Genomic DNA, 21,891 nt, shown 5'->3' on the forward strand with positions numbered 1-21,891 from the left:
ATTCCGTCACCCTGGCGAATGATCGCATTTACCCCCCCGGGTTGTAGAAATCATACACCGCCTGCGCCACCGCCGCACTCACCCCGGGCGCCTTCTGCAAATCCTCCAGGCTCGCTCCCTTGATCGCGCGCGCGGTGCCGAAGTGCATCAGCAGCGCCTTTTTGCGCGCCGGGCCGATGCCGGGCACTTCGTCGAGCGGCGAGCTTCCCATCGCCTTTGCCCGCTTCGCGCGGTGTGCGCCAATCGCAAAGCGGTGCGCCTCGTCGCGCAGTCGCTGGATATAGAAGAGCACCGCATTGTTCGTCGGCAGCGTGAATTCGCGCCCATCGGGCAGGTAAAAGGTTTCGCGCCCCGCATTGCGGTCCGGTCCCTTGGCCACGCCCACATAGGTCAGATCGTCGATCCCGAGCTCGGCGAGCACCGCGCCTGCCGCCGACACCTGCCCCTTGCCGCCGTCGATCAATACCAGATCGGGCCATTCGCCCTTGCTGCGCTCGGGGTCCTCCTCCATCGCGCGCGCAAAACGGCGCTGGAACACCTCGCGCATCATCGCAAAATCGTCGCCCGGCTGCGTCTCGGCGCGCTTGATGTTGAATTTGCGATACGCGCCCTTGATCCAGCCCTCCGGCCCAGCGACAACCATTGCGCCCAGGGCATTGGTCCCCTGAATATGGCTGTTGTCATAGATTTCGATCCGCTGCGGCGGGTTTTCCAGATCGAACAGGTCGGCGAGTTCGCGCCCCAGCTTCGCCTGGCTGCTGCTCTCGGCCAGCCGCCGGTCGAGTTCCTCGCCCGCGTTGCGCACGGCCTGGTCGAGCAGGCGCTTGCGATTGCCGCGCTGCGGCACGCTGATCTCGACCCTGCGCCCCGCCGTTTCGCCAAGCGCTTCCGCGAGCAGTTCGCATTCTTCAGGCTCGCGATCGACGAGGATCAGCTTCGGAGGCGGTACGCCTTCGTAAAATTGCATCAGAAAGCTCGCCATCACCTCCGTCTCGGGCACGCCCGCGACATGCGCTGGAAAAAAGCTGCGGTGTCCCCAATTCTGCCCGCCGCGGATGAAGAAGCCCGCGATGCACAGCTGTCCGCCCTTCGCCGCGAGCGCAAAGACATCGGCATCGCCCAGCCCGTCGGCATGGACCGACTGGCTGCCCTGGATAAAGGTCAGCGCCTTCAGCCGGTCGCGCAGCACCGCCGCCTGTTCGAAATCCATCGCATCGGCGGCCTTGGTCATCGCTTCGCCCAAGCGCTTCTGCACGGCGGTCGAGCGGCCCTCCAGAAAGTCCTGCGCGTCGCTCACCAGTCCGGCATAATCTTCCTTCGAGATGCGATCGACGCACGGCGCCGAGCAACGGCGGATCTGGTAGAGCAGGCACGGCCGCGAGCGGTTGGCAAAGAAGCTGTCAGTGCAACTGCGCAGCAGGAAGGTCTTTTGCAGCGCGTTGAGCGTGCGCCCGACCGACCCCGCGCTTGCGAACGGCCCATAATAGCGCCCCTTGGCGCGCCGCGCGCCGCGATGCTTCTGCACACGCGGGAAATCATGATCGGTGCGCAGCAGGATGAAGGGAAAGCTTTTGTCGTCGCGCAGCAGCACATTGTACGGTGGGCGATACCGCTTGATGAGTTGCGCCTCGAGCAACAGTGCTTCGGCCTCGCTGTTCGTGGTGACGATCTCCATCGCGCGCGTCTGCGACACCATGCGCTGCAATCGCTGCGGCAGCCGCGCGACCTGCGTATAATTGGTCACGCGGTTCTTGAGCGCGCGCGCTTTCCCCACGTACAGCACGTCGCCGCGCGCATCGAGCATCCGGTAAACGCCCGGACGGGTCGGCAGCTTGCGCACGACGCTGCGGATTGCTTCGGCACCGCGCTCGAGGTCGGGCTTGTCGCCATCCTCATCGCCGCCGCGGACGACATAGGTGGCCTTCTCTTCGTTGAATCGGTCGGGAGCGTTGGGGCGAACCATGATCTTGCATGTAGGCGAAGGCGATGCGAGCCGCCATAGTATGCGCGGTAAAAGCTATGGGAGGGGTCACATGAAGTTACAGGGAAAACTCGCGCTGGTGACCGGCGGCAGCGACGGCATCGGGCGCGAAATCGCCCTGCAATTGCAGGCCGCAGGTGCAGACGTTATCGTCACGGGACGCTCGGCGGACAAACTGCAGTCGATGGCGGCACTGGGATTCGGCACGATCGTGGGCGACCTGTCGACGACGGCGGGGATCGATGCGGTCGTGGCCGCCGTCGCTGATAAGCCGATCGCGCTGCTCGTCAACAATGCCGGAGTAGGCAGCGATTATGACTTTGATCGGCCCGAAACGCTGGACAGCGCGGCGCATTGCATCCGCACCAACCTTGATGCGCCGGTCGCGCTCTGCACGCGACTTTTGCCTATCCTGCGTGCGCAGGACGAGGCGGCGATTGTCAACGTCACCTCGGGCCTCGCCATCGCGCCGCGCGCGGGCGGGTCGATCTATTGCGCGACCAAGGCCGGGCTGCGCAGCTATACGCAGGCGATCCGACACTTGCTGAGAGACAGCAATGTCCGCGTGATCGAGGCTTTGCCGCCGGTCGTCGAAACAAACATGACGGCAGCGCGCGCCGGCAAGAAAATGAGCGCGCACGACTGCGCGGCCGAGATCGTCGACGGCATCCGCACGGGCAAAAGCGAGATCAATGTCGGCATGGTGAAGATGTTGCAGCTCGTCCACAGCATCTCACCTGCGTTGGCGCGGCGGATCATGATCCGCTTTTGACGGACTGCGCCTCGCGATTCGGTTAGCGTATGACTTCAGAAATATTCAAAGGTCAGGAAAGGTCAGCCTTGCGCGATCGCCAGTATGCCGTTGCGACCGGACTTGCGGTACCGGACGCCTGCGTCCGTCCACAGGCCGGGCGGTGACCGGGCTTATCCACATGTTGAAAGAGCAGAAACGAAGGCTGGCACAGTCGGGCCGTGTAGGACAGCGAATTTTTGCAATGTCGGCTTTGGGGTGGGGAGCGGACGTTCCAATAAACCGTCGCCCCCGCGAAAGCGGGGGCCGCCATCGGCCTTTTGCTGCGTCGCTGCGTAAACCGACAGCGGCCCCCGCCTGCGCGGGGGCGACGGCTAGGTTCGGTCGGAATGCGGCATTCTATAAGTTCGCGCAGAGGCCGCAGAAATGAACGGCTCCATCTCTGCGGCCTCTGCGCGAATCTTCCTTAAGCCGCCTCCGCGGCGATGTGTGCTTCCGGTGCTTCCAGCCATATCACCCCAGCGAAATCCCCCACAGCAAAACGCCCGCGGAAATCCGCGGGCGTTTTGTTCTCAGCGATGTCGGAGCGATCAGCCCCTGGCAACGCCCGCGATTGCCTGGTCGATCAGCGCCTTGTCGGCGGCGGCGTCATGCTTTTCGGCGATGAGTTTCGCCGCGGCTTCGGTCGCCGCCTTGGCGGCCGCGGTGCGGACCTCGGCGAGCGCGGTCGCTTCGGCGGCGGCGATGCGATCCTCCGCCATCTGCTTGCGACGGGCGATCAGCGCGGTCGCATCGGCCTTGGCCTTGGCGACCAGCGCTTCGGCCTCGGCATCGGCGCGCGCGCGCATTTCGTCGGCCTCCCGCGCGGCGTCGGCAAGCTTGGCCTCATATTCGGCCTTCAGCGATTCGGCATCGAGGCGCAGCTGTTCTGCTTCGTTCAGCTGCTTGGAAATCTCGGCGATTCGCTTGTCGAGCATCGCGGCGATCGCGCCGGGCACGCCCTTCCAGACGAGAATGCCCAGAAACACGAGCATCGCGATCGAAACCCAAACGGTCGCGTTGAGGCCGAACGCCGTCGGCTCGGCGGCGCCCTCGGCCAGGATCAGGGTAAAATCAGCCATGAAGCACCGCCTTAACTGCCGCCTTGGCATCCGCCGCAGCGACCTTCACGCCCGACAGCTTGGCGACGAGATCACCCGCCGCTTCGGCTGCGACCGATTCGATTTCCGCCATCGCCGACGAGCGCGCCGCGGCAACGTCAGCTTCGGCCGCCGAAAGCTTGCCGGCGAGTTCGGCATCGATCTTTGTCAGACGCTTTTCGGCGTCTTTCGCGGCCCTATCCTTGGCTTCCGCCACCGCTTTCTGCGCCGCAGCGCGGCTTGCCTCGCCCTGCTGGCGATAGGTTTCTTCCAGCGTGTCGGCGGCGGCGTGCGCCGCTTTCGCTGCCGCCAGATCGTCGGCGACCTTGCGGTCGCGCGCGTCCACCGTCGCTTCGATCTTGGGCAGCATACCGCGGCCGATCACGACATAAATGCCGGCGAACACGACCAGCAGCCAGAAAAGCTGCGAGGCAAGATACCAATTGTCAGCGGTGAGCTGGGCTATCTGGGGCATGGAAGGCGAACCTTGAAAACGTGAAAATCTGCAAATGGCGAAGCCGGTCCCGAAGGACCGGCGTCACCCGATCGCCGCAATCAGACGACGAAGAGCAGGATCATCGCAACGACGAACGCCAGCAGGCCGAGAAGTTCGGCAGCGGCGAAGCCGATGAACAGGCGGCCCTGCTGGCCGTCGGCGGCCGCCGGGTTACGCAGTGCGCTTTCGAGGAAGCTGCCGAACACATTACCCACACCGATGGCGGCCATGCCGGCACCGATAGCGGCCAGACCGGCACCGATCAGCTTTGCTGCTTCTGCGTCCATTGTAATAACTCCTTGGTGTAAATGTTTATTATAAAACAGAATTAGTGGAGGTTGACCGCGTCGTTGATATAGAGCGAGGTCAACAGGGCGAAAACATAGGCCTGAATGCCGGCGACGAGCAGTTCGAGCGCGCTGATGCCGATCATCAGCGTGAAGCTGAGCACCGAGACGATCGAGCCGAGCCACAAGGTCTCGGCGTTGAAGCCGTTGATGACGAAGCCCGACAGCACTTTCAGCAGCACGTGGCCCGCGGTCATTGCGACGAAAAGCCGCAGGCCAAGGCTGAACGGGCGGACCATGAACGACACGAACTCAATCGGCGCGATGATCGGGATCATCGGCAGCGGCGTGCCGTGCGGAACAAAGAGCGAGAAAAAATGGAGGCCATGGCGCCAGAAGCCGACAACGAGCACGATCGCAAAGCTGATCAGCGCGAGGACGCCGGTGATCGCGATGTGGCTGGTGACGGTGAAGGGATGCAGCCCCAGCACGCCCAGCGGCAACATGCCGAGCAGGTTGCAGAAGAGGATGAACATGAAGAGCGAGAAAACATAAGGCGTGTATTTGCGGCCCTCGGTGCCGATATTCGCCATCATCATGCTGGAGATGAAGCCCGTGAAGCCTTCGACCGCGGCCTGCCAGCGGCCGGGCACAAGCTGGCGGCGCATCCCGCCCCACATGAACAGGCCGAGCGCGATGGCCGCGACGACCATCCACAGCGCGCTGTTGGTGAACAGAACCTCTTGCCCGCCAAGGTTGAAACCGCCGCCGAGCGGGGTCACCTCGAACTGGTGCATCGGGTCGATCTTGCCGGATTCCGCCGCCACTCTTCACTCCACGCGCAATGCGGGGCGGCGCGTCCGGCCGTCCCGCCAAAAATGTCCTTCGCGCCCCGCTATTTGCGCGGCGTTGTTGTCAGGCGGATGATGTTCCGGAACGCCACGACGATCCCCATGAACAACATGCCCAACAGCCCCCAGGGTTCGGTGCCTGCGATCCGGTCGATCAGCCAGCCGAACAGGCCGCCGCCGATCAATCCGCCCAGCAGCTCCGCCAGCACCCGGTTGCCGAGCCGATAATTGGCGTCGGATTCCGGTCCGGCATTCACTGCGGTCCGCTTTGCCTCTGCGGCTTCGGCCCGGTCCAATCGCTCTTCGAGCGAGACCAGGCGCGAATCCTCCGAGCCAAGTTCCGGATCGCTGCCCTTGCCCGTCATTCCCTCGCCATCCTCCTGAAACGAAACCGGAAAGCCCCGATTCCGCCTGCGAAAAAAGGCCCGAAAATTCGGGGTACCCCTAAGGCGCGGCCCGTTTAGGAACGCCGCCCCATTAAGTCAATGCCTGTGCTGGTGCGCACAAAAATGCCGCCGCGTTTAGGGGCGCGGCGGCATCTGAAGGACCCCGAAGGGTCCCGTTATGCGTCATATGGCTTACGGACAGCGCGCGTCGCGTTCGGGCGGACTGGCGTCGCGGGTTTTCCACGCCCCGCCGGGGGTCAGATATTTCTCGCCGGGCTTGGTGCTCGCAATCAGGTTGCAGCCGCTGGTAAAGGCGAATTGCTCGACCGTGCTGCCCGTCGCCTGCGCGCGTTCGGTATAAGCGGCCTTACGCTTGATATTGATGTCCTGCACCAGCGCGCGGATCGCCGGGGTCGGCGTGGTGGCAAAGCCGAGATAGCCGTCGGGCTGCTCGCCGATCTGCCCAGCGGCGCGCGCCGCGGCGTACGCGGGGTCGCGCTGCGCCATCGCAGACGGCACGGCGAGCGCCACGGCAGCGGTCGCTGCTACGGCGGCCAGCGCCAGTCCGGTGGGTTTTCCTATATTCCAACGCATCATATTCATCCCTGTCATCAGAATATCTCGCTATTCTGCTCGATGAGCTTCTTGGCATCGCCATCAAGCCTGTACACCACTTCCTGACGGATGTTGATATTCAGGTTGATCTCGATGGGCTTGTCGGGCGTGTCGATCTGAACGCAGCCCGCAAGGGCCGGGATCGCGATCATTATCGCCAGACAGCGCGCCTTGATGGCCAGCCTCCTTGCTCCGGTCTTGGTTATCGTCATTGCACAGGCTCGCTTTCTGGGGGCTGAACGGGGGCGGTTGCGCCGCGCGCGGCTGCTTCGACTTCTTCCTGCGCACGCAACAGCGCGGGCAGATTCTGTTCGATCAACAACGACGGATCGTAAAAGCCCTTTGCCGACGTGAGCAGCTGGCGGAAAGGTGCCGTAATCTTCACGTTGAACACGAACGGCAGCTTCGCGATCTGGTTGGTCAGGAAATTGCGCGACGCCCCCTCCCCCTGCCCCACGCCGCCAAAGCGGATATCGGTCACCATTTCGCCGTCAAGGTCCCCGTTGAGCACAATCGTCAGATCTTCATATTTCAGGCTGCGCAGCGCGCCAAAGGCAAAATTGGCCATTGTGCCAAGGTTCCGGTTCGACAATTCGCCGACATAAGCGAGCGTTCCGCCACCTGCGCGCGCGTCGATCCGCCCGTCCTCGATCCGCCCGCCCAGCCCGTCGAACACGACCGGCAGCGTGCCGTCGAACTTGCCCGTCGCGTTGATATTCTCGAACCCGAAGCTCTGGAGGAACACGGCGGCATCGACGCCCACAACGTCGAAGGTCATCCGGCGCGGCTGGTCGGCGGCGAAATTGAGCGTGGTCGGATGGAGCAGCAGTTCGCCGCCCGCAAAGGGCCAGCGCCCGCCCTCGATCCGCACGCGGTTGTCGCCGAGCAGGCTATATTCGATCACGCCCTCGCGCACCGGAATCCCTGGGTTGACCTCGTCAATCCGCGCAACCTGGCCCGGCGCCGAACGCAGGCCGATCATGTCGTCAAAGCTGAGCGTCGCGGTAAGCCCTGTGACCGGACCAAAGGCGGCAGCGAGATCGGTGCCGGCCGTCGCAAAGGTGCCGCGGCTGGTGACGCCCGCGGCGTCCCATTCGATCCGCCCGTCGCCGACGACCGTTCCCCGCACATTTGCGACGACGCCCTTGGCGAGATAGGTCAGCTGGTCTGGCTGGAACGACTCGTCAAAGCGCAATTCGTCCACTTTCAGGTCGGCGGTGCCGCTACCGTCGGCGAAACGGTGGCGAATTACGGTGTCGAGGATCTTCGTCCCGGTCGTCCGCTCGGCAAAACCAGCAGTTGCCTCGATCGCACCATCGGCAAAGCGAAGCACGGCATCGCGGCTGACGAGCGGATAGAAGCGCGCCGCAGGCGCCGCGCTGTCGGTGAGGGTCAGGCCTCCTTGCAATGTCAGCGCGCCGTTCGCCCAGCGCCACGCACCGGCAATTTCGCTCATGTCGAGCGGGACCGCGCCGATCTTGCCCGCCGCCCCCACCAGTTCGCCCGCCATGGCGCCACCCGCGGCACGGCCCGCGATGCGTTGGGCGGTGAAGCGCGTCACGCTGTCCCCATCGCCCAGCCGGACGTTTGCGTCCGACAACGACCATCGAAGCGTGGTCAGGTCAATATCCGCGGGGCCGCTCGCAATCCGGAACGGCGATGCGCCGCTCGTCCCCGTCAGCGCGATGCGCGGCACGCGAATCGCGCCGCGAAGCCCGCCCGGCCCGGCGCTTAGCAGCGGCGCTCCGGCACGGCTGCACAGGTCGATCGCGCTTCGTCCCAGCCGAAAGCCGCCGACTTCGACGCGGTCCGCGCCTACGCGGTGACATCCGCCATCAAGCGTCAGCGCGCCGGTCGGCGCAACCGTACCCGCGAGCGGCACGCGCAACCGATCGACCCGCCCGCCCGCAAGGGGCCCGGACAGCAGCGCCGTCGTGACGAAGCGCAGCGCACCGCCGGGGCTGCCGGAAAACCGCACCGGATCGAGCGCGAGGCGGCTGCCTTTGGCTTCATAAGCAGCAAATCGCGCTTCGCCGCGCACCGTGCCGTCCGCGCGCCGGTCGAGTTCCAGCGTGCCTGTCGGCAGGTCGCCCCCGCCGAGGCTCCATTTGCCGGCGACGAGCAACGCAGGCTGCTTCGCGCCGTAGATATAACCGATGCGGCTGTCGGCACTGCCGGTAAAGCGCGCGCCGCTTGCGCTCGTCAACTGCGGCGCGATCAGGTCGATGCGCGCAAGTGGCCCCTCTCCCGCGAGTTCAAAATCGGCGCTGCCGCTCGCGCCCGCCAGCGCGCGACCGATCGCCGCCGTTGCTTTGGCGGCGAGCGGGCCCACGGGGGTGCCGCTCAGTCCGCGCGCGCTATCGGCGATCGCGCGCCGCGCCGCCGCGCTGGCACTGGCATTCGCGAAATCGATCGTCCCTTCGAGGCGCGGCGCGGCGCTACCGACGCTGCCCGCTGCCCCCAGCCTTACTGTGTCGGTAGCGAAATCGGGACCGCGCAGCCGCGCCATTTCGGCATCGACCTCGAGTTTCGTCTGCACTGCGCTGCCGTCGAAACGCGCCAGCACCCCCAGCCGGTCGGCGCGTAGCGAAGCGGCGGAAAGCGACGCGATGCTCGCGTCGGCGCGGCCGCGCCATTGGCGCAGATTTTCCGAAAGCGATATGTCGAGCGCGACCTGCGGCGACGACGCCGTGACCGCCCCGTTGCCGCAAGCTATCGACTGCCCGCGCAGCGGGCCAACAAGCGCGGGGCGCACGTCGCGCACGCGGAGATCGCCGTAAAAGCTGACGCCCCGCGCACTGCAACCTTCGGCGGCCAGCGTGGGGGCGACGAGCGCAAGCTTGCCCGCGAAATTATCGCGCAGATTTCCTGATCCGTTCAGCGCGGCGCCGACATTCCCCCATGGCGTTTCAACGCGCGCGCGCGCGTCGCGCAGCAGCACCGACAGATCGGGCAAGGCAAAGGGATCGGTACTTTCGGGATCGCGGAACTTGTCGAGCGCTCCAAACGACAGGCGGCCATCGACGAAGCGGCCATAGAGGCGCACGCCTTCGGCTCGGATTTCCGATACATAAGGGCCGGTGAAGCCGTAACCAAGCAACACCTCGACCTTCCGCGCAGTCAAATCCGGGCGCGCCGGGTCGCCGATGACGATATTTGACAATATCTCGCTGCGAAAACCGATCGAATCGATCCGATACTGCGCGGGCACGCCGCGACTCTCAAGCTCGCCGCGAATGAACTCGTCGGCGATCGGCTCGCGCGCCAGCCACGCCCCCGCCGCCAGTGCGGCGACCGCCGCCGCGGTCAGCCAACGCTTTTTGAAAAGCAGCGTCCGAAGATGCGACCGCCGCTTTGGCGCGTGGTCGGCCTCAGTCACGCCATATCCCCGGCGCAAGCGGGTGATCGCCGAACAGGAAAGGCCTCGAATGACGTCATGGCGCGTGAAATATCGTCCCTCAGCCCACCCTGTGCGGGATACCAACGCCGGAAATCGCGTTTCGCTCCAGCAAATTGGTCCACTTCGCCATCGTCCCGTCCTATTGCCGTTGAGTGCATGGAACAAGGCGGTTATTGCCGGCCGCATGGGGGACAGCGAGACACCCGATCACCATGGACATCGCGCGCGGCTGCGCAGCCGCTTGCTGGCCGATGCCGACGGGCTCGCCGACTATGAACTCGTCGAATATCTGCTCGCGCTCGCGGTCCCGCGGCGCGACACCAAACCGCTGGCCAAGGCACTGCTGCGTGAATTCGGCTCGCTGGCGCAACTCGTCAGCGCCGACCCCGAATCGCTGCGCCGCGTCGACGGGCTGGGCGACACCGGGATCGCGGCGCTGAAGATCGTCCAGGCCACCGGCTTGCGGATGCTCAAAGGCGGGTTTCGCGACAAGCCGCTGCTGTCGAGCTGGGATGCCCTGCTCGACTGGTTGCGCGCCGACATGGGGCCGATCGACGTCGAGCGCGTGCGCGTCCTCTATCTTAACTCGCGAAATATGCTGATCCGCGACGAGCTGGCAAGCGAAGGTTCGATCGATCAATCGGCGATCTATGTTCGCGAGATCGTCAAGCGCGCGCTCGATCTCGGCGCCTCAGCGATCATCATCGTCCATAACCACCCCAGTGGCAGCCCCGAGCCGAGCCGACAGGATATTGCGATCACGCGCGAGATTGCCGACGTCGGGGCGCGACTGGGCATCGCGCTGCACGATCACATCATCATTGCCGGGTCCGGTTATCGCAGCTTCAGAGCCCTCGGCCTGTTGTAGCGACCGCCCGATTTGACTTGCACGGCGCCGGACGACATCATTGCTCGGATGAAGATTCGGCAGCGCCCCCTTCGCATGCATTCCCACGCGGGACAGCTTCTCGCGGGCATATAGCCCCGGGTTCCGGCGCACCGCGCCCTGAGCCCGGGGCGCATTTCCATTCAAACTGTCCCGGCGGCGCACCACGGCGTCCGCCGTTCTGCACGCAACGAAAGCCGAAACCATGACCACGCCCCGCGCGGCCAAGAGCCCGCCCATCCAGATGATCGATCGCGAAGCCGACCGGCTGACCCAGCTGGCACTTAGCAAGGAAGAAGATTTACCGCAGGTATGCGGATTGCTGTTGCGCGAGATCAATCGCGCGACGATCCGCACCGCGGCACGCTTTCCGTCGGGCATTGTGACGATGCACTCGCGCGTTACGTTCGTCGATGCCGCGACCGGTGCCGAGCGAACCGTCGAACTCGTTTATCCCGGCGAGGCCGACATTTCCGCAGGGCGCATCTCGATTCTGACTCCCGTCGGCGCGGGGCTCATCGGCCTGAGCGAAGGTCAATCGATCCTTTGGCCCGACCGCGATGGACACGAACGTAAACTGTCCATCGTCAAGGTCGAACAGGCGTTGGAGCGCGCCGCCTGAACGCTCGCGCGACAAAACAGCCGCCGGATCGCTCCGGCGGCTGCTTATTCTTATGGGTCGATTACGGGTCGATCAATTGCCGCGCGACAGGAAACCCGTCAGTTCGGTTTTGTCGATCCCTCCCGATTTGTCGGCATCGGCCGCCGTATATGCCTGGCCAATCCAGGCCTTCACTTCAGCCGATTCCGGGTCGGCCGCCGGATCGGTGGCCGCGCGTAGCTTTTTCATCCACGCGCCGAACTCCGCCTCGTTGAGATTGCCGTTGGCGTCCCCATCGTAGGTCGGAAATTCCTGATCGACGATTTGCGCTATTTGGGCAGGCGTAGCAGCCGTCCCGGAGGGTGCCGGCTCGCTAGCCGCGGGCGGCGCCGATGTGTCGGGCAACGGTGCGGGTGCCGGGTTCGTGCTGTCCGGCATCGGCGCGGGCGTCGCAGGTTCGGTGGTTGTCGGCGGATTGCCGGGGTCCGAAGCCGGGGGCGTCGTCTGGGCGAGCGCCGGGAAACTGACGGCCGCGGCACCAATTAAAAGCATTTGTTTCAACATCGTCTATCTCCTGAAGCGTTGTTATTGGGGTTCCGAGTCGGTCGGCTCGGCGGGGTCGGCGGGCTCATCGGTCGGCGGCGTCGGTTCCGCCGGTGGCGTATCGGGCACCGGTTCCTCCGTGGGTGTGCTGTTCTTTTCATCTGGCGCGGTGTCATCCGCCGGTTCATCGTCGGCAGGTGCGGGCTGGGCAGTCGGCGCGTCATCGTCGGAGGGGGGCGTCGCCTGGGCGAACGCGGGCGCGGCGATGGCGAGAGCGCCGATCAATAGCAGTGGTTTAAGCAAGATCATTCTCCTTGGGGGCGACGCTCAGCGGGGATGCGACCTGTCGCCGTTATGATGGGGCATAAGGTCAACACGCCGTGTTTCAGCAAGGTTGCGGCGCCGCGGCATTTGGCGAAACGCCCTGTCCCTGCTAGGGGGCGCCCCGTCGCGGTTCCGCCGGGATTCCGCGACAAGGCGCCCGAAAAGGAAGGAAATTCAATGGTTCCGCGTTACGCACGGCCGGAAATGACGGCGATCTGGTCGGCCGAGAATCGCTTTTCCATCTGGTTTGCGATCGAAGCGCACGCGACCGACGCACTCGCCGAACTTGGCACCGTGCCGCCATCGGCAGCGAAGGCGTTGTGGGACTGGTGGGCAACCAACCCTGCGATCGACGTCGCCGCGATCGATGCGATCGAAGCCGTGACCAAGCATGACGTCATCGCCTTCCTCACCTGGGTCGCCGAAAACGTCGGCGACGAAGCGCGCTTCATACATCAGGGTATGACCAGCTCGGACGTGCTCGATACCTGCCTCGCGGTCCAGCTGGCGCAGGCGGCCGACATATTGCTCGCCGACCTCGATGCGCTGCTTGACGCGATCAAGCGCCGCGCGTTCGAGCATAAACTCACCCCGACGATCGGCCGCAGCCACGGCATCCACGCCGAACCCGTCACTTTCGGGCTGAAAATGGCCGAAGCCTATGCCGAATTTTCGCGCTGCAAGGTGCGGCTCCAGGCGGCGCGCGCCGAAATAGCGACCTGCGCCATCTCGGGTGCAGTCGGCACCTTTGCCAACATCGATCCGCGCGTCGAGGCGCATGTCGCCGCGAAGCTCGGCCTGTCGATCGAACCGGTCTCGACGCAGGTCATCCCGCGCGACCGCCACGCCATGTTCTTCGCCGTGCTCGGCGTCATCGCGTCGTCAATCGAACGCCTCGCGGTCGAGGTTCGCCACCTTCAGCGCACCGAAGTGCTGGAGGCCGAGGAATATTTCTCGCCGGGCCAGAAGGGTTCGTCGGCGATGCCGCACAAGCGCAACCCGGTGCTCACCGAAAATCTTACCGGCCTCGCGCGTATGGTCCGCAGCGCGGTCACGCCCGCGATGGAGAATGTCGCGCTGTGGCACGAGCGCGACATCAGCCATTCGTCGGTCGAACGCTTCATCGGTCCCGACGCGACAGTCACGCTCGACTTCGCGCTCGCGCGGCTCACGGGCGTCATCGACAAGCTGCTCGTCTATCCCGAACGGATGCAGAAGAATCTCGACCGCATGGGCGGGCTCGTTCATTCGCAGCGCGTGCTGCTCGCGCTGACGCAGGCGGGCGCGAGCCGCGAAGACAGCTATGCGCTGGTTCAGCGTAACGCGATGAAAGTGTGGGAATCGGACGGTCAGCTCTCGCTGCTCGAACTGCTGAAAGCCGACGCCGACGTCACCGCACGCCTGTCGGCGGAGCAGCTCACGGAACTTTTCGACCTCGACTATCATATGAAGCATGTCGACACGATCTTCGACCGGGTGTTCGGCGCCGCCTAGCGACAGGCTGGAATCGCCGGGCAAACTGTCATACTGTCCACGCCGGACCGACAGAGGGAGCAAGACGACGTGGGTATCCTGCGAACGATCATCTGGGTCGTGCTGACTGCGGTGCTGGTCATCTTTGCGATGGCCAACTGGCAGGTCGTCACCGTCACCATCTGGCCGGGGTGGGAGGCGGAGACCAAGCTGCCCGTCGTCATCCTCGCCGCTTTCCTGATCGGCAGCGTCCCGATGTGGATCGCGCTGCGCACGACGCGCTGGTCGCTGAAGCGCCGCCTCGATGCCAGCGAGCGTCAGGCCGCCGATCTACGCGCCCTCGCGCATCGCCCGGTCGAACCGGCGCCCACGGCCACGGCGCCGGTCAACGACATTCCGCCTGCCCCGACGGACCTTTTTTCACCGGACAAGCCATGACCTCGCCCATCTATCTTGCCATCGACACCCCGCACCTCGACGCCGCGCTGACGCTCGCGCAAAGGGTGCGGCATCATGTCGGCGGACTGAAGCTGGGGCTCGAATTTTTCTGCGCGAACGGCCATCATGGCGTGCATGAAATGGCGAAACTCGGCCTGCCGATCTTCCTCGACCTGAAACTGCACGATATTCCGAATACGGTGGCGAAAGCGATCCAGGCACTCCGCCCGCTCGAACCCGCCATCCTGACCGTCCACGCCGCGGGCGGCCGCGCTATGCTCGAAGAAGCAAAGGCGGTTGCGGGCAAGGACACCAAGGTGATCGCCGTCACCGTGCTCACCAGCCTCGACGCGCCCGATCTCGACGACATCGGCGTGGGCGGTACCCCGCACGACCAGGTCGTCCGCCTTGCCGCACTTGCTCGCGAAGCCGGGCTCGACGGTATCGTCTGCTCAGGGCAGGAAGTGAAAGCGGCACGCAAGGCGTGGCCCGGCGGCTTCTTCGTCGTCCCCGGCGTCCGGCCCGCGAACGGCCGGACCGGCGACCAGAAACGCATCGTCACGCCTGCACAAGCGATGTCCGACGGCGCCTCGATCCTCGTCGTCGGCCGCCCGATCAGCCAGTCGGCGGACCCCGATCTTGCCGCGCGCGAGATTGAAGCGACGCTCTGATCTACTCGTCCCAACCGCCATCGTCATTGCGAGGAGCCAAAGGCGACGAAGCAATCTCCAGCTAACGAGATTGCGCTACGCCGATAGCCGGAGATCGCTTCGCTCCGCTCGCAATGACGTCGAATGAGATCAATCATGCCCCCACTCGTCAAAATCTGCGGCCTCTCCACCCCCGAAGGTGTCGATGGCGCCATCCGTCACGGCGCAACGCACATCGGCCTTGTCCATTACGAGCCCAGCCCACGGCACGTCGACCTCAAAACCGCGGCGGTGCTGCGCAAGCGTGCGGGGTCGCACGTCAAGGTCGCGCTGCTGCTCGTCAATGCTTCGCAGCAACTGACCGGCGAGGCGCTCGGCGCGGTGCGCCCCGACATCGTCCAATTCCACGGCAGCGAGACGCCCGAATGGCTCGCGATCGTGAAACGGCTGACCCCTGCCGAAATCTGGAAGGCGATCGGGCTGAAGGACGCCGAAACGCTGACCCGGATGCAGAAATATCATGGCATCGCCGACCGCATTCTGTTCGACGCCCCGGCCGCCGCGATGCCGGGCGGCACGGGCACGCGCTTCGACTGGTCGCTCCTCAAAAATCACCGACATACAATGGATTGGGGCATCGCCGGCGGTCTGAATCCTGCGAACGTCACGCAGGCGATCGCCGAAACCGGCGCGCCGCTCGTGGATGTCTCGTCGGGCGTCGAAAGCGCGCCGGGCGTCAAGGATGTGGACAAGATCGCCGCTTTCCTTAAAGCGGTCGGCAGATGACCACGCTGCGACCCCTCGTCCTGCGCATCGGGAAACGATGGCGCTGATCGCTTGAGACCTGTCTTCAAGTGAATGCCCACCCGTAACCGATGGATATGACGATGACCGACGCCCCCATTCTGCCCAACAGTCTGCGCTCCGGCCCGGACGACCGCGGCCATTTCGGCCAGTTCGGTGGCCGCTATGTCGCCGAAACGCTGATGCCGCTGATCCTCGACCTCGAACGCCATTATCGCGCCGCGCAGGCCGACCCCGCGTTCAAGACCGAGTTCGATTACCTGCTCAAAAACTATGTCGGCCGCCCCAGTCCGCTGTGGCTGGCACAGCGGCTGACCGATGACCTCGGCGGCGCGAAGATTTATCTGAAGCGCGAGGATCTGAACCACACCGGCGCGCACAAGATCAACAATTGCATCGGCCAGATCCTGCTCGCGAAGCGGATGGGCAAGACCAAGATCATCGCCGAGACCGGCGCGGGCCAGCATGGCGTCGCGACCGCGACCGTCGCGGCGCTGTTCGGCCTGCCCTGCACCATCTTCATGGGCGCGGTCGATGTTGCGCGGCAACAGCCGAATGTGTTCCGCATGAAGCTGCTCGGCGCAGAAGTCGTCGCGGTCGAGAGTGGCGCCAAGACGCTGAAGGACGCGATGAACGAGGCGCTGCGCCACTGGGTCGCCAACATCCACGACACCTTCTACATCATCGGCACCGTCGCCGGGCCGCACCCCTATCCGCAGCTTGTGCGCGATTTCCAGTCGGTGATCGGCGATGAAGCGAAGGCGCAGATCCTGGAAGCCGAGGGCCGCCTGCCCGACATGCTGATCGCCCCCGTCGGCGGCGGATCGAACGCGATCGGCCTGTTCCATCCCTTCCTCGATGACACGGACGTCGAGATCGTCGGCGTCGAAGCCGCGGGTGAAGGCCTCGATGGCAAGCACGCCGCGAGCCTCGCGGGCGGCAAGCCCGGCATCCTCCACGGCAACAAGACCTATTTGCTGCAGGACGAGGACGGCCAGATCACCGAGGCGCACAGCATCTCGGCGGGCCTCGACTATCCGGGGATCGGCCCCGAACACAGCTGGCTCTACGACATCGGCCGCGTCCGCTACGAATCCGTCACCGATGACGAGGCGCTGGCGAGCTTCCAGAAGCTGACGAAGCTGGAAGGCATCATCCCCGCGCTCGAAAGCGCGCACGCGATCGCGGCGGCGGAGAAGATCGCGCCTACGCTGGGCAAGGACAAGATCATCATCGTCAATTGTTCGGGCCGGGGGGACAAGGATATTTTCACCGTGGCCGAGGCGCTGGGGGTGAAGCTGTGAGCGCCCATGCAAACCCTTCTCCCTTGAGGGGAGAAGGATACGAAACCTTGGCGGCGCAGCCGCCTAGGCGCAGTTGGATGAGTGTGAGCGAGCCTTTGGCTCGCGCGATCGCGCAGCGATCGCATACCCCTCACCCAGCTACGACTAGCGAGCAAGCTCGCAAGTCTTCGCACCCCTCTCCCCCAAGGGGAGAGGGAAAATGAGCACCCGCTTCGCCACCACCTTCGCCAAACCCCGCCCCGCCCTCGTCGCCTTCATCACCGCGGGTGACGGCGACACCGCCGCGAACCTCGATGCACTCGTCGCGGGGGGCGCCGATGTGATCGAGCTGGGTATGCCCTTTACCGATCCGATGGCCGACGGCCCCGCGATCCAGCAGGCGAACCTGCGCAGCCTCGCCAAGGGCACGACCACCGCGGACATCTTCGCCATCGCGACGGCGTTCCGGCAGCGCCACGCCGACACGCCGCTTGTCCTGATGGGCTATGCCAATCCGATGACGATCCGCGGCGGTGACTGGTTCGCGGCCGAATGCGCGCGTGTCGGCGTCGACGGCGTCATCTGCGTCGATGTTCCCGCCGAGGAAGACCACGAACTCGGCCCCGCGCTCCGCGCCGCGGGAGTCGACCTCATCCGCCTCGCGACGCCGACGACCGACACCGCGCGGCTGCCCGCCGTGCTCGATGGCGCGGGCGGCTTCCTCTATTATGTCTCGGTCGCCGGGATCACCGGACAGCAACAGGCCGCACAGGCGAGCATCGACGAGGCCGTCGCGCGCCTCAAGGCCGCCACCGATCTGCCCGTCGCGGTCGGCTTCGGCGTCCGCACCCCCGAACAGGCCGCGCAGATCGCGCGCGTCGCCGACGGCGTCGTTGTCGGATCGGCCTTCATCGACATCATCGCCGAGCATGGCGACGCCGCGGCGCCGCATGTCGAGGCTTTCACCCGCACCCTCGCCGATGCTATTCATAGCGCCAAGGAGATCGCCGCATGAGCTGGCTCGACCGCGTCCGCAACGCGCTGCCTTTCGGGGCGAAGCGCGATACCGCCGACAATCTGTGGCACAAATGCCGTCAGTGTCAGCAGATGGTGTTCGTCAAGGAATGGGAAGACAATCTCAACGTCTGCCCGCGCTGCGACCATCACGACCGCATCGGCGCCAAGGAACGCTTCGCGCAGCTGTTCGACGGCGGGCTCCACGAAAAGATTGCCGCCCCCGCGGCACCCGAAGATCCGCTGAAGTTCCGCGACACCAAGAAATATGTCGACCGCATCAAGGCGGCGCGCGCGCAGACCGGCGACCGCGACGCCTATCAGAATGCGTTCGGCCGCATTTCGGGTCAGGGAGTCGTGATCGGCGTGCAGGACTTCGCCTTCATGGGCGGATCAATGGGCGTCGCCGTCGGCGAAGCCTTCGTCGCGGGCGTCGAAAATGCCATCAAGCGCGGCGTTCCCTATATCGCGATCACCGCCGCGGGCGGCGCGCGGATGCAGGAAGGCACGCTGTCGCTGATGCAGATGCCGCGCGCCACAGTAGCCTTGGCCCGCCTGCGCCGCGCAGGCCTTCCCTATATCGTGCTGCTGACCGACCCGACCACCGGCGGCGTGACCGCCAGCTATGCGATGCTCGGCGACGTCCAGATCAGCGAACCCAAGGCGCTCATCGGCTTCGCCGGCCAGCGCGTGATCGAAAATACGATCCGCGAAAAGCTGCCCGAGGGCTTCCAGCGCGCCGAATATCTGCTCGATCACGGCATGATCGACATGGTGGTGCATCGCAAGGAGTTGCCGGAGACGCTGGGCCGGCTGATCGGTTATCTGGCGCCGGAGAAGGCGGCTTAGTCCCAAGGTGCTCCCTTTATTGCCGTTCGTGCTGAGCCTGTCGAAGCACCGTTCTTTCTTCCGACGGTTCGAGAAGGAAGAACGGCCCTTCGACAAGCTCAGGGCGAACGGTGTTTGGATTGGCTGAATCACTCTCATGCCCGACCACGCGCACAGCACCGATCCCGCCGTTCAGGCCCAGCTCGATCGCCTCACCGCGCTGTCGCCCGGCCGCGACATTCTTGGCCTCGACCGCATCGCCGAACTGTGCCGCCGCCTCGGTGATCCGCAGCACCGCTTGCCGCCCGTCTTCCACGTCGCAGGAACCAACGGCAAGGGTTCGACCTGCGCCTTCCTGCGCGCGGCGATCGAGGCGCAGGGCCTGACCGCGCATGTTTATTCGAGCCCGCATCTCGTCCGTTTCAACGAGCGTATCCGCCTTGCCGGGACATTAATCGATGACGCGCTGCTTGCCGCGCTGCTCGCCGAAGTCCTCAACGTAGCGCACGACCTGCAAGCGAGCTTTTTCGAGGTGACGACTGCCGCGGCCTTCCTCGCCTTTGCGCGCATTCCCGCCGACGCCTGCATCGTCGAGGTGGGGCTTGGCGGACGGCTCGACGCAACGAACATCATCGCCGCGCCTACTGCCTGCGGCATCGCCTCGCTCGGCATCGACCATGAGGCGTTCCTGCTCGCGCCCGAGGCCGATGTGCCCGCGCCGCCGCACGACCGCATCGCCTTTGAAAAGGCCGGGATCGTCAAAGCCGGCGCGCCGCTGGTGACGCAGGCCTATCCGGCGTCGATGCGCGCGGTGATCGCCGCGCGCGCCGCGGCGGTCGGCGCGCCGCTCGTCGATCGCGGTGCGGCGTGGGACGCCAATATCGCCGACGGCCGCCTCGCCTATTGCGATACGCACGGCACGCTCGACCTGCCGCTGCCCACGATGGCGGGCGCGCATCAGACTGACAATGCTGCGCTCGCGGTGGCGATGATTCGTCATCAGCAGGCAATCGATATTGACCCTGATGCGCTCGCCGCGGCCATGACGCGCGCCGCCTGGCCCGCGCGAATGCAGCGGCTCGGCGCCGGGCCGCTAACCGCCCTACTTTCGCCGTCCACGACGGTCTGGCTCGACGGCGGTCACAACCCCGATGCGGGCGTCGCGCTTTCGCGCGCGCTGAAAGGCGTGGCACCGCTCCACATCGTCTGCGGCCTGCTCGCCAACAAGGACGCAATGGGGTTCCTGCGCCCATTTGCGGACAAAATCGCCTCGTTTAGCGCGGTGCCGATCCCCGGCCATGAGCATCATGATCCCAAAGACCTGTGCCACTGGGTGCAGAGCGATCTAGGCATCATCGATGCACAGCCGTGCGACAATGTGGCGGCGGCGCTCCACCACATAAGGCAGCATCGTCAGGCCGGCGACGTCCTGATTTGCGGTTCGCTCTATCTTGCGGGCGACGTCCTGCGCCGTAACGGCGAGCTGCCGGGCTAGGTGCTGGCCCTAGGCGGTGGGTGCGGGCTTGCCGGTCCAGGCGAGGATCGCCCCGATCGCAAAAGCCGTAATCGACGACAGCATGATATAGCTCGCCAGTTCCAGCTGCTGTGCCATCAAAGCCCCGACCAGCCCCGCGACGATCAGCACGAAACCGGCAATCCGCATTGCCCCAACCGGTTGTCGCAGCTTCTGTTCGTCGACCGTTTCGGCCTGACGGACGCCTTCGACGACATAGCCCTTGCTCCAGAGCAGCCACAGCAGCAGCATGCCCGGGATCGCCGCGACGACGGTGAAGCCCCAAAAGATCACCCAGCCGAAGTTTTCGGCCACAATCCCTGCCGGTCCCGCCATAAATGTGCGCCCGACCCCGGCGAAGGACGACAGCAGCGCAAACTGCGTCGCGGTGTAGGCGATGTTCGATAAACCGGACAAATAGGTGGCGAAGACGGTCAGCCCGATCCCGCTTGTCACATTCTCGGTGACGATCGCGGCGACCATCATCCAGTAATTGTTGCCCGTCGCGGCGAGGATCATGAACATGACGTTCGAGAACATCATCATGAAGCCTGAAATCACCAGCGCGCGTCCCATTCCCAGCCACAGCAGGAACGGAGCACCGAGCGCCGACCCGACGATGAGCGCGCCAAAGCCCCACAGCTTGTTCGCCGAAATATAATCGAGATCGGCGAAGCCAAGATCGACGATCATCGGCCCCAGCATCGCCTGCCCCATCGCGTCGCCGACCTTGTACACGAGCACGAAGCCAAGGATCAGGAAGGCGCCATGGCGGCTCAGAAACTCGCGGAACGGATTGACCACCGCTTCGGCTAGCCACTGACCCGCCTTCATTCCCGAAGCGTCGGCGAAACGGTCGACGAACTTGCCCGGGCCAGCCCATAACGCGCCCAGAATCGCCGGGACGATGCAGAATCCGGTCATCGCATAGGCGGTCGCCCAGCCCAGACCGAGCCCTTCGTTCGAGGCAAAATAGATCGTCCCGGCGCCCGCGATCAGATTGCCGGTGCGATAACCGAACTGGTTGGTCGCGATGCCATGCGCAAACTCCTCCTCCTCGAGGATTTCGATGCGATAGGCGTCGATGACGATGTCCTGCGTTGCCGACAGAAAGGCGGTGATCAGCGCCCACACCGCGAACTGGCCGATGTCACCGGGCTGCGGGTTGCTGGCACCCAATTGCCAGATCGAGATGAACAGCAACGCCTGAATGAAAAACAGCCACCCGCGCCGCTGGCCAAAGGTTTTGGTCAAAAACGGAATGGGCAGCTTGTCGACCAGTGGCGCCCACAGGAATTTGATCGTGTACGGAATGCCCAGCGCCACGGCGAAGCCGATCGTTGCGGTATCGATGCCGACCTTCGCCAGCCAGAATGTCATGGTTGCGATCAGCAACGTCAGCGGAAATCCGCTGGAAATGCCGAGCAGGAAGGTCACCATCGGGTTCTTGCGCAGATACGGGCGAAAGGCCGGAACCGACAGGGCGACGATCACCAGCCCACCCAGCACCGCGACAAAAATCAAAAACCGGATCAGATCAACCGACATGCTTTCGCTCCCCCGCATCCTCTTTCCGGGATGCCATCACGCTGACCAATTGGCCTAAAGCGTCGCGGGCAAATTGGAAG

23 protein-coding genes are annotated in these 21,891 nt (G+C 64.9%); 11 read left to right on the forward strand and 12 right to left on the reverse strand.

Annotated features, from left to right (window positions below):
- Positions 1-28: 28 nt before the first annotated feature.
- Positions 29-1,963, reverse strand: a complete 1,935-nt coding sequence (uvrC, locus tag VSX77_RS15945) for an excinuclease ABC subunit UvrC (protein WP_338425580.1) — start codon at positions 1,961-1,963, stop codon at positions 29-31.
- Between the two features lie 70 nt (positions 1,964-2,033).
- On the opposite strand from uvrC, the gene VSX77_RS15950 reads away from it, so the two are divergent.
- Positions 2,034-2,753: an SDR family oxidoreductase gene (locus VSX77_RS15950; RefSeq protein ID WP_338425581.1), complete on the forward strand. Its 720-nt coding sequence runs from the start codon at positions 2,034-2,036 to the stop codon at positions 2,751-2,753.
- 569 nt (positions 2,754-3,322) lie between these two features.
- Here VSX77_RS15950 and VSX77_RS15955 read toward each other — a convergent pair.
- The 8 genes from VSX77_RS15955 to VSX77_RS15990 form a co-directional block, all read right to left on the reverse strand.
- Positions 3,323-3,853 carry a F0F1 ATP synthase subunit B gene (locus VSX77_RS15955; RefSeq protein WP_338425582.1) on the reverse strand — a complete coding sequence of 177 codons (531 nt, stop codon included), beginning with the start codon at positions 3,851-3,853 and terminating at the stop codon, positions 3,323-3,325.
- Positions 3,846-4,346 (reverse strand): ATPase, encoded by a 501-nt coding sequence (locus tag VSX77_RS15960; protein WP_338425583.1) that lies wholly within the window; start codon positions 4,344-4,346, stop codon positions 3,846-3,848. Before VSX77_RS15960 ends, VSX77_RS15955 begins: the two co-directional genes overlap by 8 nt.
- Before the next feature lie 80 nt (positions 4,347-4,426).
- Positions 4,427-4,654, reverse strand: a complete 228-nt coding sequence (locus VSX77_RS15965) for a F0F1 ATP synthase subunit C (RefSeq protein WP_003044110.1) — start codon at positions 4,652-4,654, stop codon at positions 4,427-4,429.
- 41 nt (positions 4,655-4,695) lie between these two features.
- A complete protein-coding gene (locus tag VSX77_RS15970; protein WP_338425584.1) occupies positions 4,696-5,481 on the reverse strand; it encodes a F0F1 ATP synthase subunit A in 786 nt (261 codons plus the stop codon).
- Positions 5,482-5,549: 68 nt separating this feature from the next.
- On the reverse strand, positions 5,550-5,870 hold the full coding sequence (locus tag VSX77_RS15975; RefSeq protein ID WP_338425585.1) for an AtpZ/AtpI family protein: 321 nt from the start codon (positions 5,868-5,870) through the stop codon (positions 5,550-5,552).
- A 213-nt stretch (positions 5,871-6,083) separates the two neighbouring features.
- Positions 6,084-6,488, reverse strand: coding sequence for a YdbL family protein (locus VSX77_RS15980; RefSeq protein WP_338425586.1), 405 nt, complete (start codon positions 6,486-6,488; stop codon positions 6,084-6,086).
- 14 nt (positions 6,489-6,502) lie between these two features.
- Positions 6,503-6,718: a YnbE family lipoprotein gene (locus tag VSX77_RS15985; protein WP_338425587.1), complete on the reverse strand. Its 216-nt coding sequence runs from the start codon at positions 6,716-6,718 to the stop codon at positions 6,503-6,505.
- A complete protein-coding gene (locus tag VSX77_RS15990) occupies positions 6,715-9,885 on the reverse strand; it encodes a YdbH domain-containing protein (RefSeq protein ID WP_338425588.1) in 3,171 nt (1,056 codons plus the stop codon). Before VSX77_RS15990 ends, VSX77_RS15985 begins: the two co-directional genes overlap by 4 nt.
- Before the next feature lie 205 nt (positions 9,886-10,090).
- On the opposite strand from VSX77_RS15990, the gene radC reads away from it, so the two are divergent.
- Together radC and rnk are read left to right on the forward strand one after the other, a co-directional pair.
- Complete coding sequence (radC, locus tag VSX77_RS15995) at positions 10,091-10,774, forward strand: RadC family protein (protein ID WP_338425589.1); 684 nt, start codon at positions 10,091-10,093, stop codon at positions 10,772-10,774.
- A 223-nt stretch (positions 10,775-10,997) separates the two neighbouring features.
- Entirely contained in the window at positions 10,998-11,414 is a 417-nt protein-coding gene (gene rnk / locus VSX77_RS16000; RefSeq protein WP_338425590.1) for a nucleoside diphosphate kinase regulator, read from the forward strand.
- A gap of 72 nt (positions 11,415-11,486) precedes the next feature.
- On the opposite strand, the gene VSX77_RS16005 is transcribed toward rnk, so the two are convergent.
- Both VSX77_RS16005 and VSX77_RS16010 read right to left on the reverse strand, forming a co-directional pair.
- Complete coding sequence (locus VSX77_RS16005) at positions 11,487-11,957, reverse strand: calcium-binding protein (RefSeq protein ID WP_338425591.1); 471 nt, start codon at positions 11,955-11,957, stop codon at positions 11,487-11,489.
- A 21-nt stretch (positions 11,958-11,978) separates the two neighbouring features.
- Positions 11,979-12,245, reverse strand: a complete 267-nt coding sequence (locus tag VSX77_RS16010; protein WP_338425592.1) for a hypothetical protein — start codon at positions 12,243-12,245, stop codon at positions 11,979-11,981.
- A 192-nt stretch (positions 12,246-12,437) separates the two neighbouring features.
- Here VSX77_RS16010 and purB point away from each other — a divergent pair, with 192 nt between their 5' ends.
- The 8 genes from purB to VSX77_RS16050 all read left to right on the forward strand — a co-directional run bounded on the left by purB (position 12,438) and on the right by VSX77_RS16050 (position 20,245).
- The gene (gene purB, locus VSX77_RS16015; protein ID WP_338425593.1) at positions 12,438-13,754 is read left to right on the forward strand and encodes an adenylosuccinate lyase; all 1,317 of its coding nucleotides are present in this window, start codon (positions 12,438-12,440) and stop codon (positions 13,752-13,754) included.
- A 69-nt stretch (positions 13,755-13,823) separates the two neighbouring features.
- Positions 13,824-14,171, forward strand: coding sequence for a LapA family protein (locus VSX77_RS16020; protein WP_338425594.1), 348 nt, complete (start codon positions 13,824-13,826; stop codon positions 14,169-14,171).
- On the forward strand, positions 14,168-14,842 hold the full coding sequence (gene pyrF, locus VSX77_RS16025; RefSeq protein ID WP_338425595.1) for an orotidine-5'-phosphate decarboxylase: 675 nt from the start codon (positions 14,168-14,170) through the stop codon (positions 14,840-14,842). The genes VSX77_RS16020 and pyrF overlap by 4 nt, the downstream gene beginning before the upstream one ends.
- Before the next feature lie 135 nt (positions 14,843-14,977).
- Positions 14,978-15,607: a phosphoribosylanthranilate isomerase gene (locus VSX77_RS16030; RefSeq protein ID WP_338425597.1), complete on the forward strand. Its 630-nt coding sequence runs from the start codon at positions 14,978-14,980 to the stop codon at positions 15,605-15,607.
- A 101-nt stretch (positions 15,608-15,708) separates the two neighbouring features.
- Positions 15,709-16,929 (forward strand): tryptophan synthase subunit beta, encoded by a 1,221-nt coding sequence (gene trpB, locus VSX77_RS16035; protein ID WP_338425598.1) that lies wholly within the window; start codon positions 15,709-15,711, stop codon positions 16,927-16,929.
- Between the two features lie 199 nt (positions 16,930-17,128).
- Positions 17,129-17,923 carry a tryptophan synthase subunit alpha gene (gene trpA / locus VSX77_RS16040; protein ID WP_338425599.1) on the forward strand — a complete coding sequence of 265 codons (795 nt, stop codon included), beginning with the start codon at positions 17,129-17,131 and terminating at the stop codon, positions 17,921-17,923.
- Positions 17,920-18,771, forward strand: coding sequence for an acetyl-CoA carboxylase, carboxyltransferase subunit beta (accD, locus tag VSX77_RS16045; RefSeq protein WP_338425600.1), 852 nt, complete (start codon positions 17,920-17,922; stop codon positions 18,769-18,771). The genes trpA and accD overlap by 4 nt, the downstream gene beginning before the upstream one ends.
- 136 nt (positions 18,772-18,907) lie before the next feature.
- Positions 18,908-20,245, forward strand: coding sequence for a bifunctional folylpolyglutamate synthase/dihydrofolate synthase (locus tag VSX77_RS16050; protein WP_338425601.1), 1,338 nt, complete (start codon positions 18,908-18,910; stop codon positions 20,243-20,245).
- 9 nt (positions 20,246-20,254) lie between these two features.
- Here VSX77_RS16050 and VSX77_RS16055 read toward each other — a convergent pair whose 3' ends face one another.
- Positions 20,255-21,811, reverse strand: coding sequence for an AmpG family muropeptide MFS transporter (locus VSX77_RS16055; protein WP_338425602.1), 1,557 nt, complete (start codon positions 21,809-21,811; stop codon positions 20,255-20,257).
- Between the last annotated feature and the right edge of the window lie 80 nt (positions 21,812-21,891).

Source organism: Sphingopyxis sp. TUF1, from assembly GCF_036687315.1.
Lineage (GTDB): Bacteria > Pseudomonadota > Alphaproteobacteria > Sphingomonadales > Sphingomonadaceae > Sphingopyxis > Sphingopyxis kveilinensis.

Excerpts from the sequence above, each read along its gene's own strand:
- uvrC (WP_338425580.1), bottom strand. The coding sequence starts at position 1,963 with ATGGTTCGCCCCAACGCTCCCGACCGATTCAACGAAGAGAAGGCCACC.
- VSX77_RS15950 (WP_338425581.1), top strand. The coding sequence starts at position 2,034 with ATGAAGTTACAGGGAAAACTCGCGCTGGTGACCGGCGGCAGCGACGGC.
- VSX77_RS15955 (WP_338425582.1), bottom strand. The coding sequence starts at position 3,853 with ATGGCTGATTTTACCCTGATCCTGGCCGAGGGCGCCGCCGAGCCGACG.
- VSX77_RS15960 (WP_338425583.1), bottom strand. The coding sequence starts at position 4,346 with ATGCCCCAGATAGCCCAGCTCACCGCTGACAATTGGTATCTTGCCTCG.
- VSX77_RS15965 (WP_003044110.1), bottom strand. The coding sequence starts at position 4,654 with ATGGACGCAGAAGCAGCAAAGCTGATCGGTGCCGGTCTGGCCGCTATC.
- VSX77_RS15975 (WP_338425585.1), bottom strand. The coding sequence starts at position 5,870 with ATGACGGGCAAGGGCAGCGATCCGGAACTTGGCTCGGAGGATTCGCGC.
- VSX77_RS15980 (WP_338425586.1), bottom strand. The coding sequence starts at position 6,488 with ATGATGCGTTGGAATATAGGAAAACCCACCGGACTGGCGCTGGCCGCC.
- VSX77_RS15985 (WP_338425587.1), bottom strand. The coding sequence starts at position 6,718 with ATGACGATAACCAAGACCGGAGCAAGGAGGCTGGCCATCAAGGCGCGC.
- radC (WP_338425589.1), top strand. The coding sequence starts at position 10,091 with ATGGGGGACAGCGAGACACCCGATCACCATGGACATCGCGCGCGGCTG.
- rnk (WP_338425590.1), top strand. The coding sequence starts at position 10,998 with ATGACCACGCCCCGCGCGGCCAAGAGCCCGCCCATCCAGATGATCGAT.
- VSX77_RS16005 (WP_338425591.1), bottom strand. The coding sequence starts at position 11,957 with ATGTTGAAACAAATGCTTTTAATTGGTGCCGCGGCCGTCAGTTTCCCG.
- VSX77_RS16010 (WP_338425592.1), bottom strand. The coding sequence starts at position 12,245 with ATGATCTTGCTTAAACCACTGCTATTGATCGGCGCTCTCGCCATCGCC.
- purB (WP_338425593.1), top strand. The coding sequence starts at position 12,438 with ATGGTTCCGCGTTACGCACGGCCGGAAATGACGGCGATCTGGTCGGCC.
- pyrF (WP_338425595.1), top strand. The coding sequence starts at position 14,168 with ATGACCTCGCCCATCTATCTTGCCATCGACACCCCGCACCTCGACGCC.
- VSX77_RS16030 (WP_338425597.1), top strand. The coding sequence starts at position 14,978 with ATGCCCCCACTCGTCAAAATCTGCGGCCTCTCCACCCCCGAAGGTGTC.
- trpB (WP_338425598.1), top strand. The coding sequence starts at position 15,709 with ATGACCGACGCCCCCATTCTGCCCAACAGTCTGCGCTCCGGCCCGGAC.
- trpA (WP_338425599.1), top strand. The coding sequence starts at position 17,129 with ATGAGCACCCGCTTCGCCACCACCTTCGCCAAACCCCGCCCCGCCCTC.
- accD (WP_338425600.1), top strand. The coding sequence starts at position 17,920 with ATGAGCTGGCTCGACCGCGTCCGCAACGCGCTGCCTTTCGGGGCGAAG.
- VSX77_RS16050 (WP_338425601.1), top strand. The coding sequence starts at position 18,908 with ATGCCCGACCACGCGCACAGCACCGATCCCGCCGTTCAGGCCCAGCTC.
- VSX77_RS16055 (WP_338425602.1), bottom strand. The coding sequence starts at position 21,811 with ATGTCGGTTGATCTGATCCGGTTTTTGATTTTTGTCGCGGTGCTGGGT.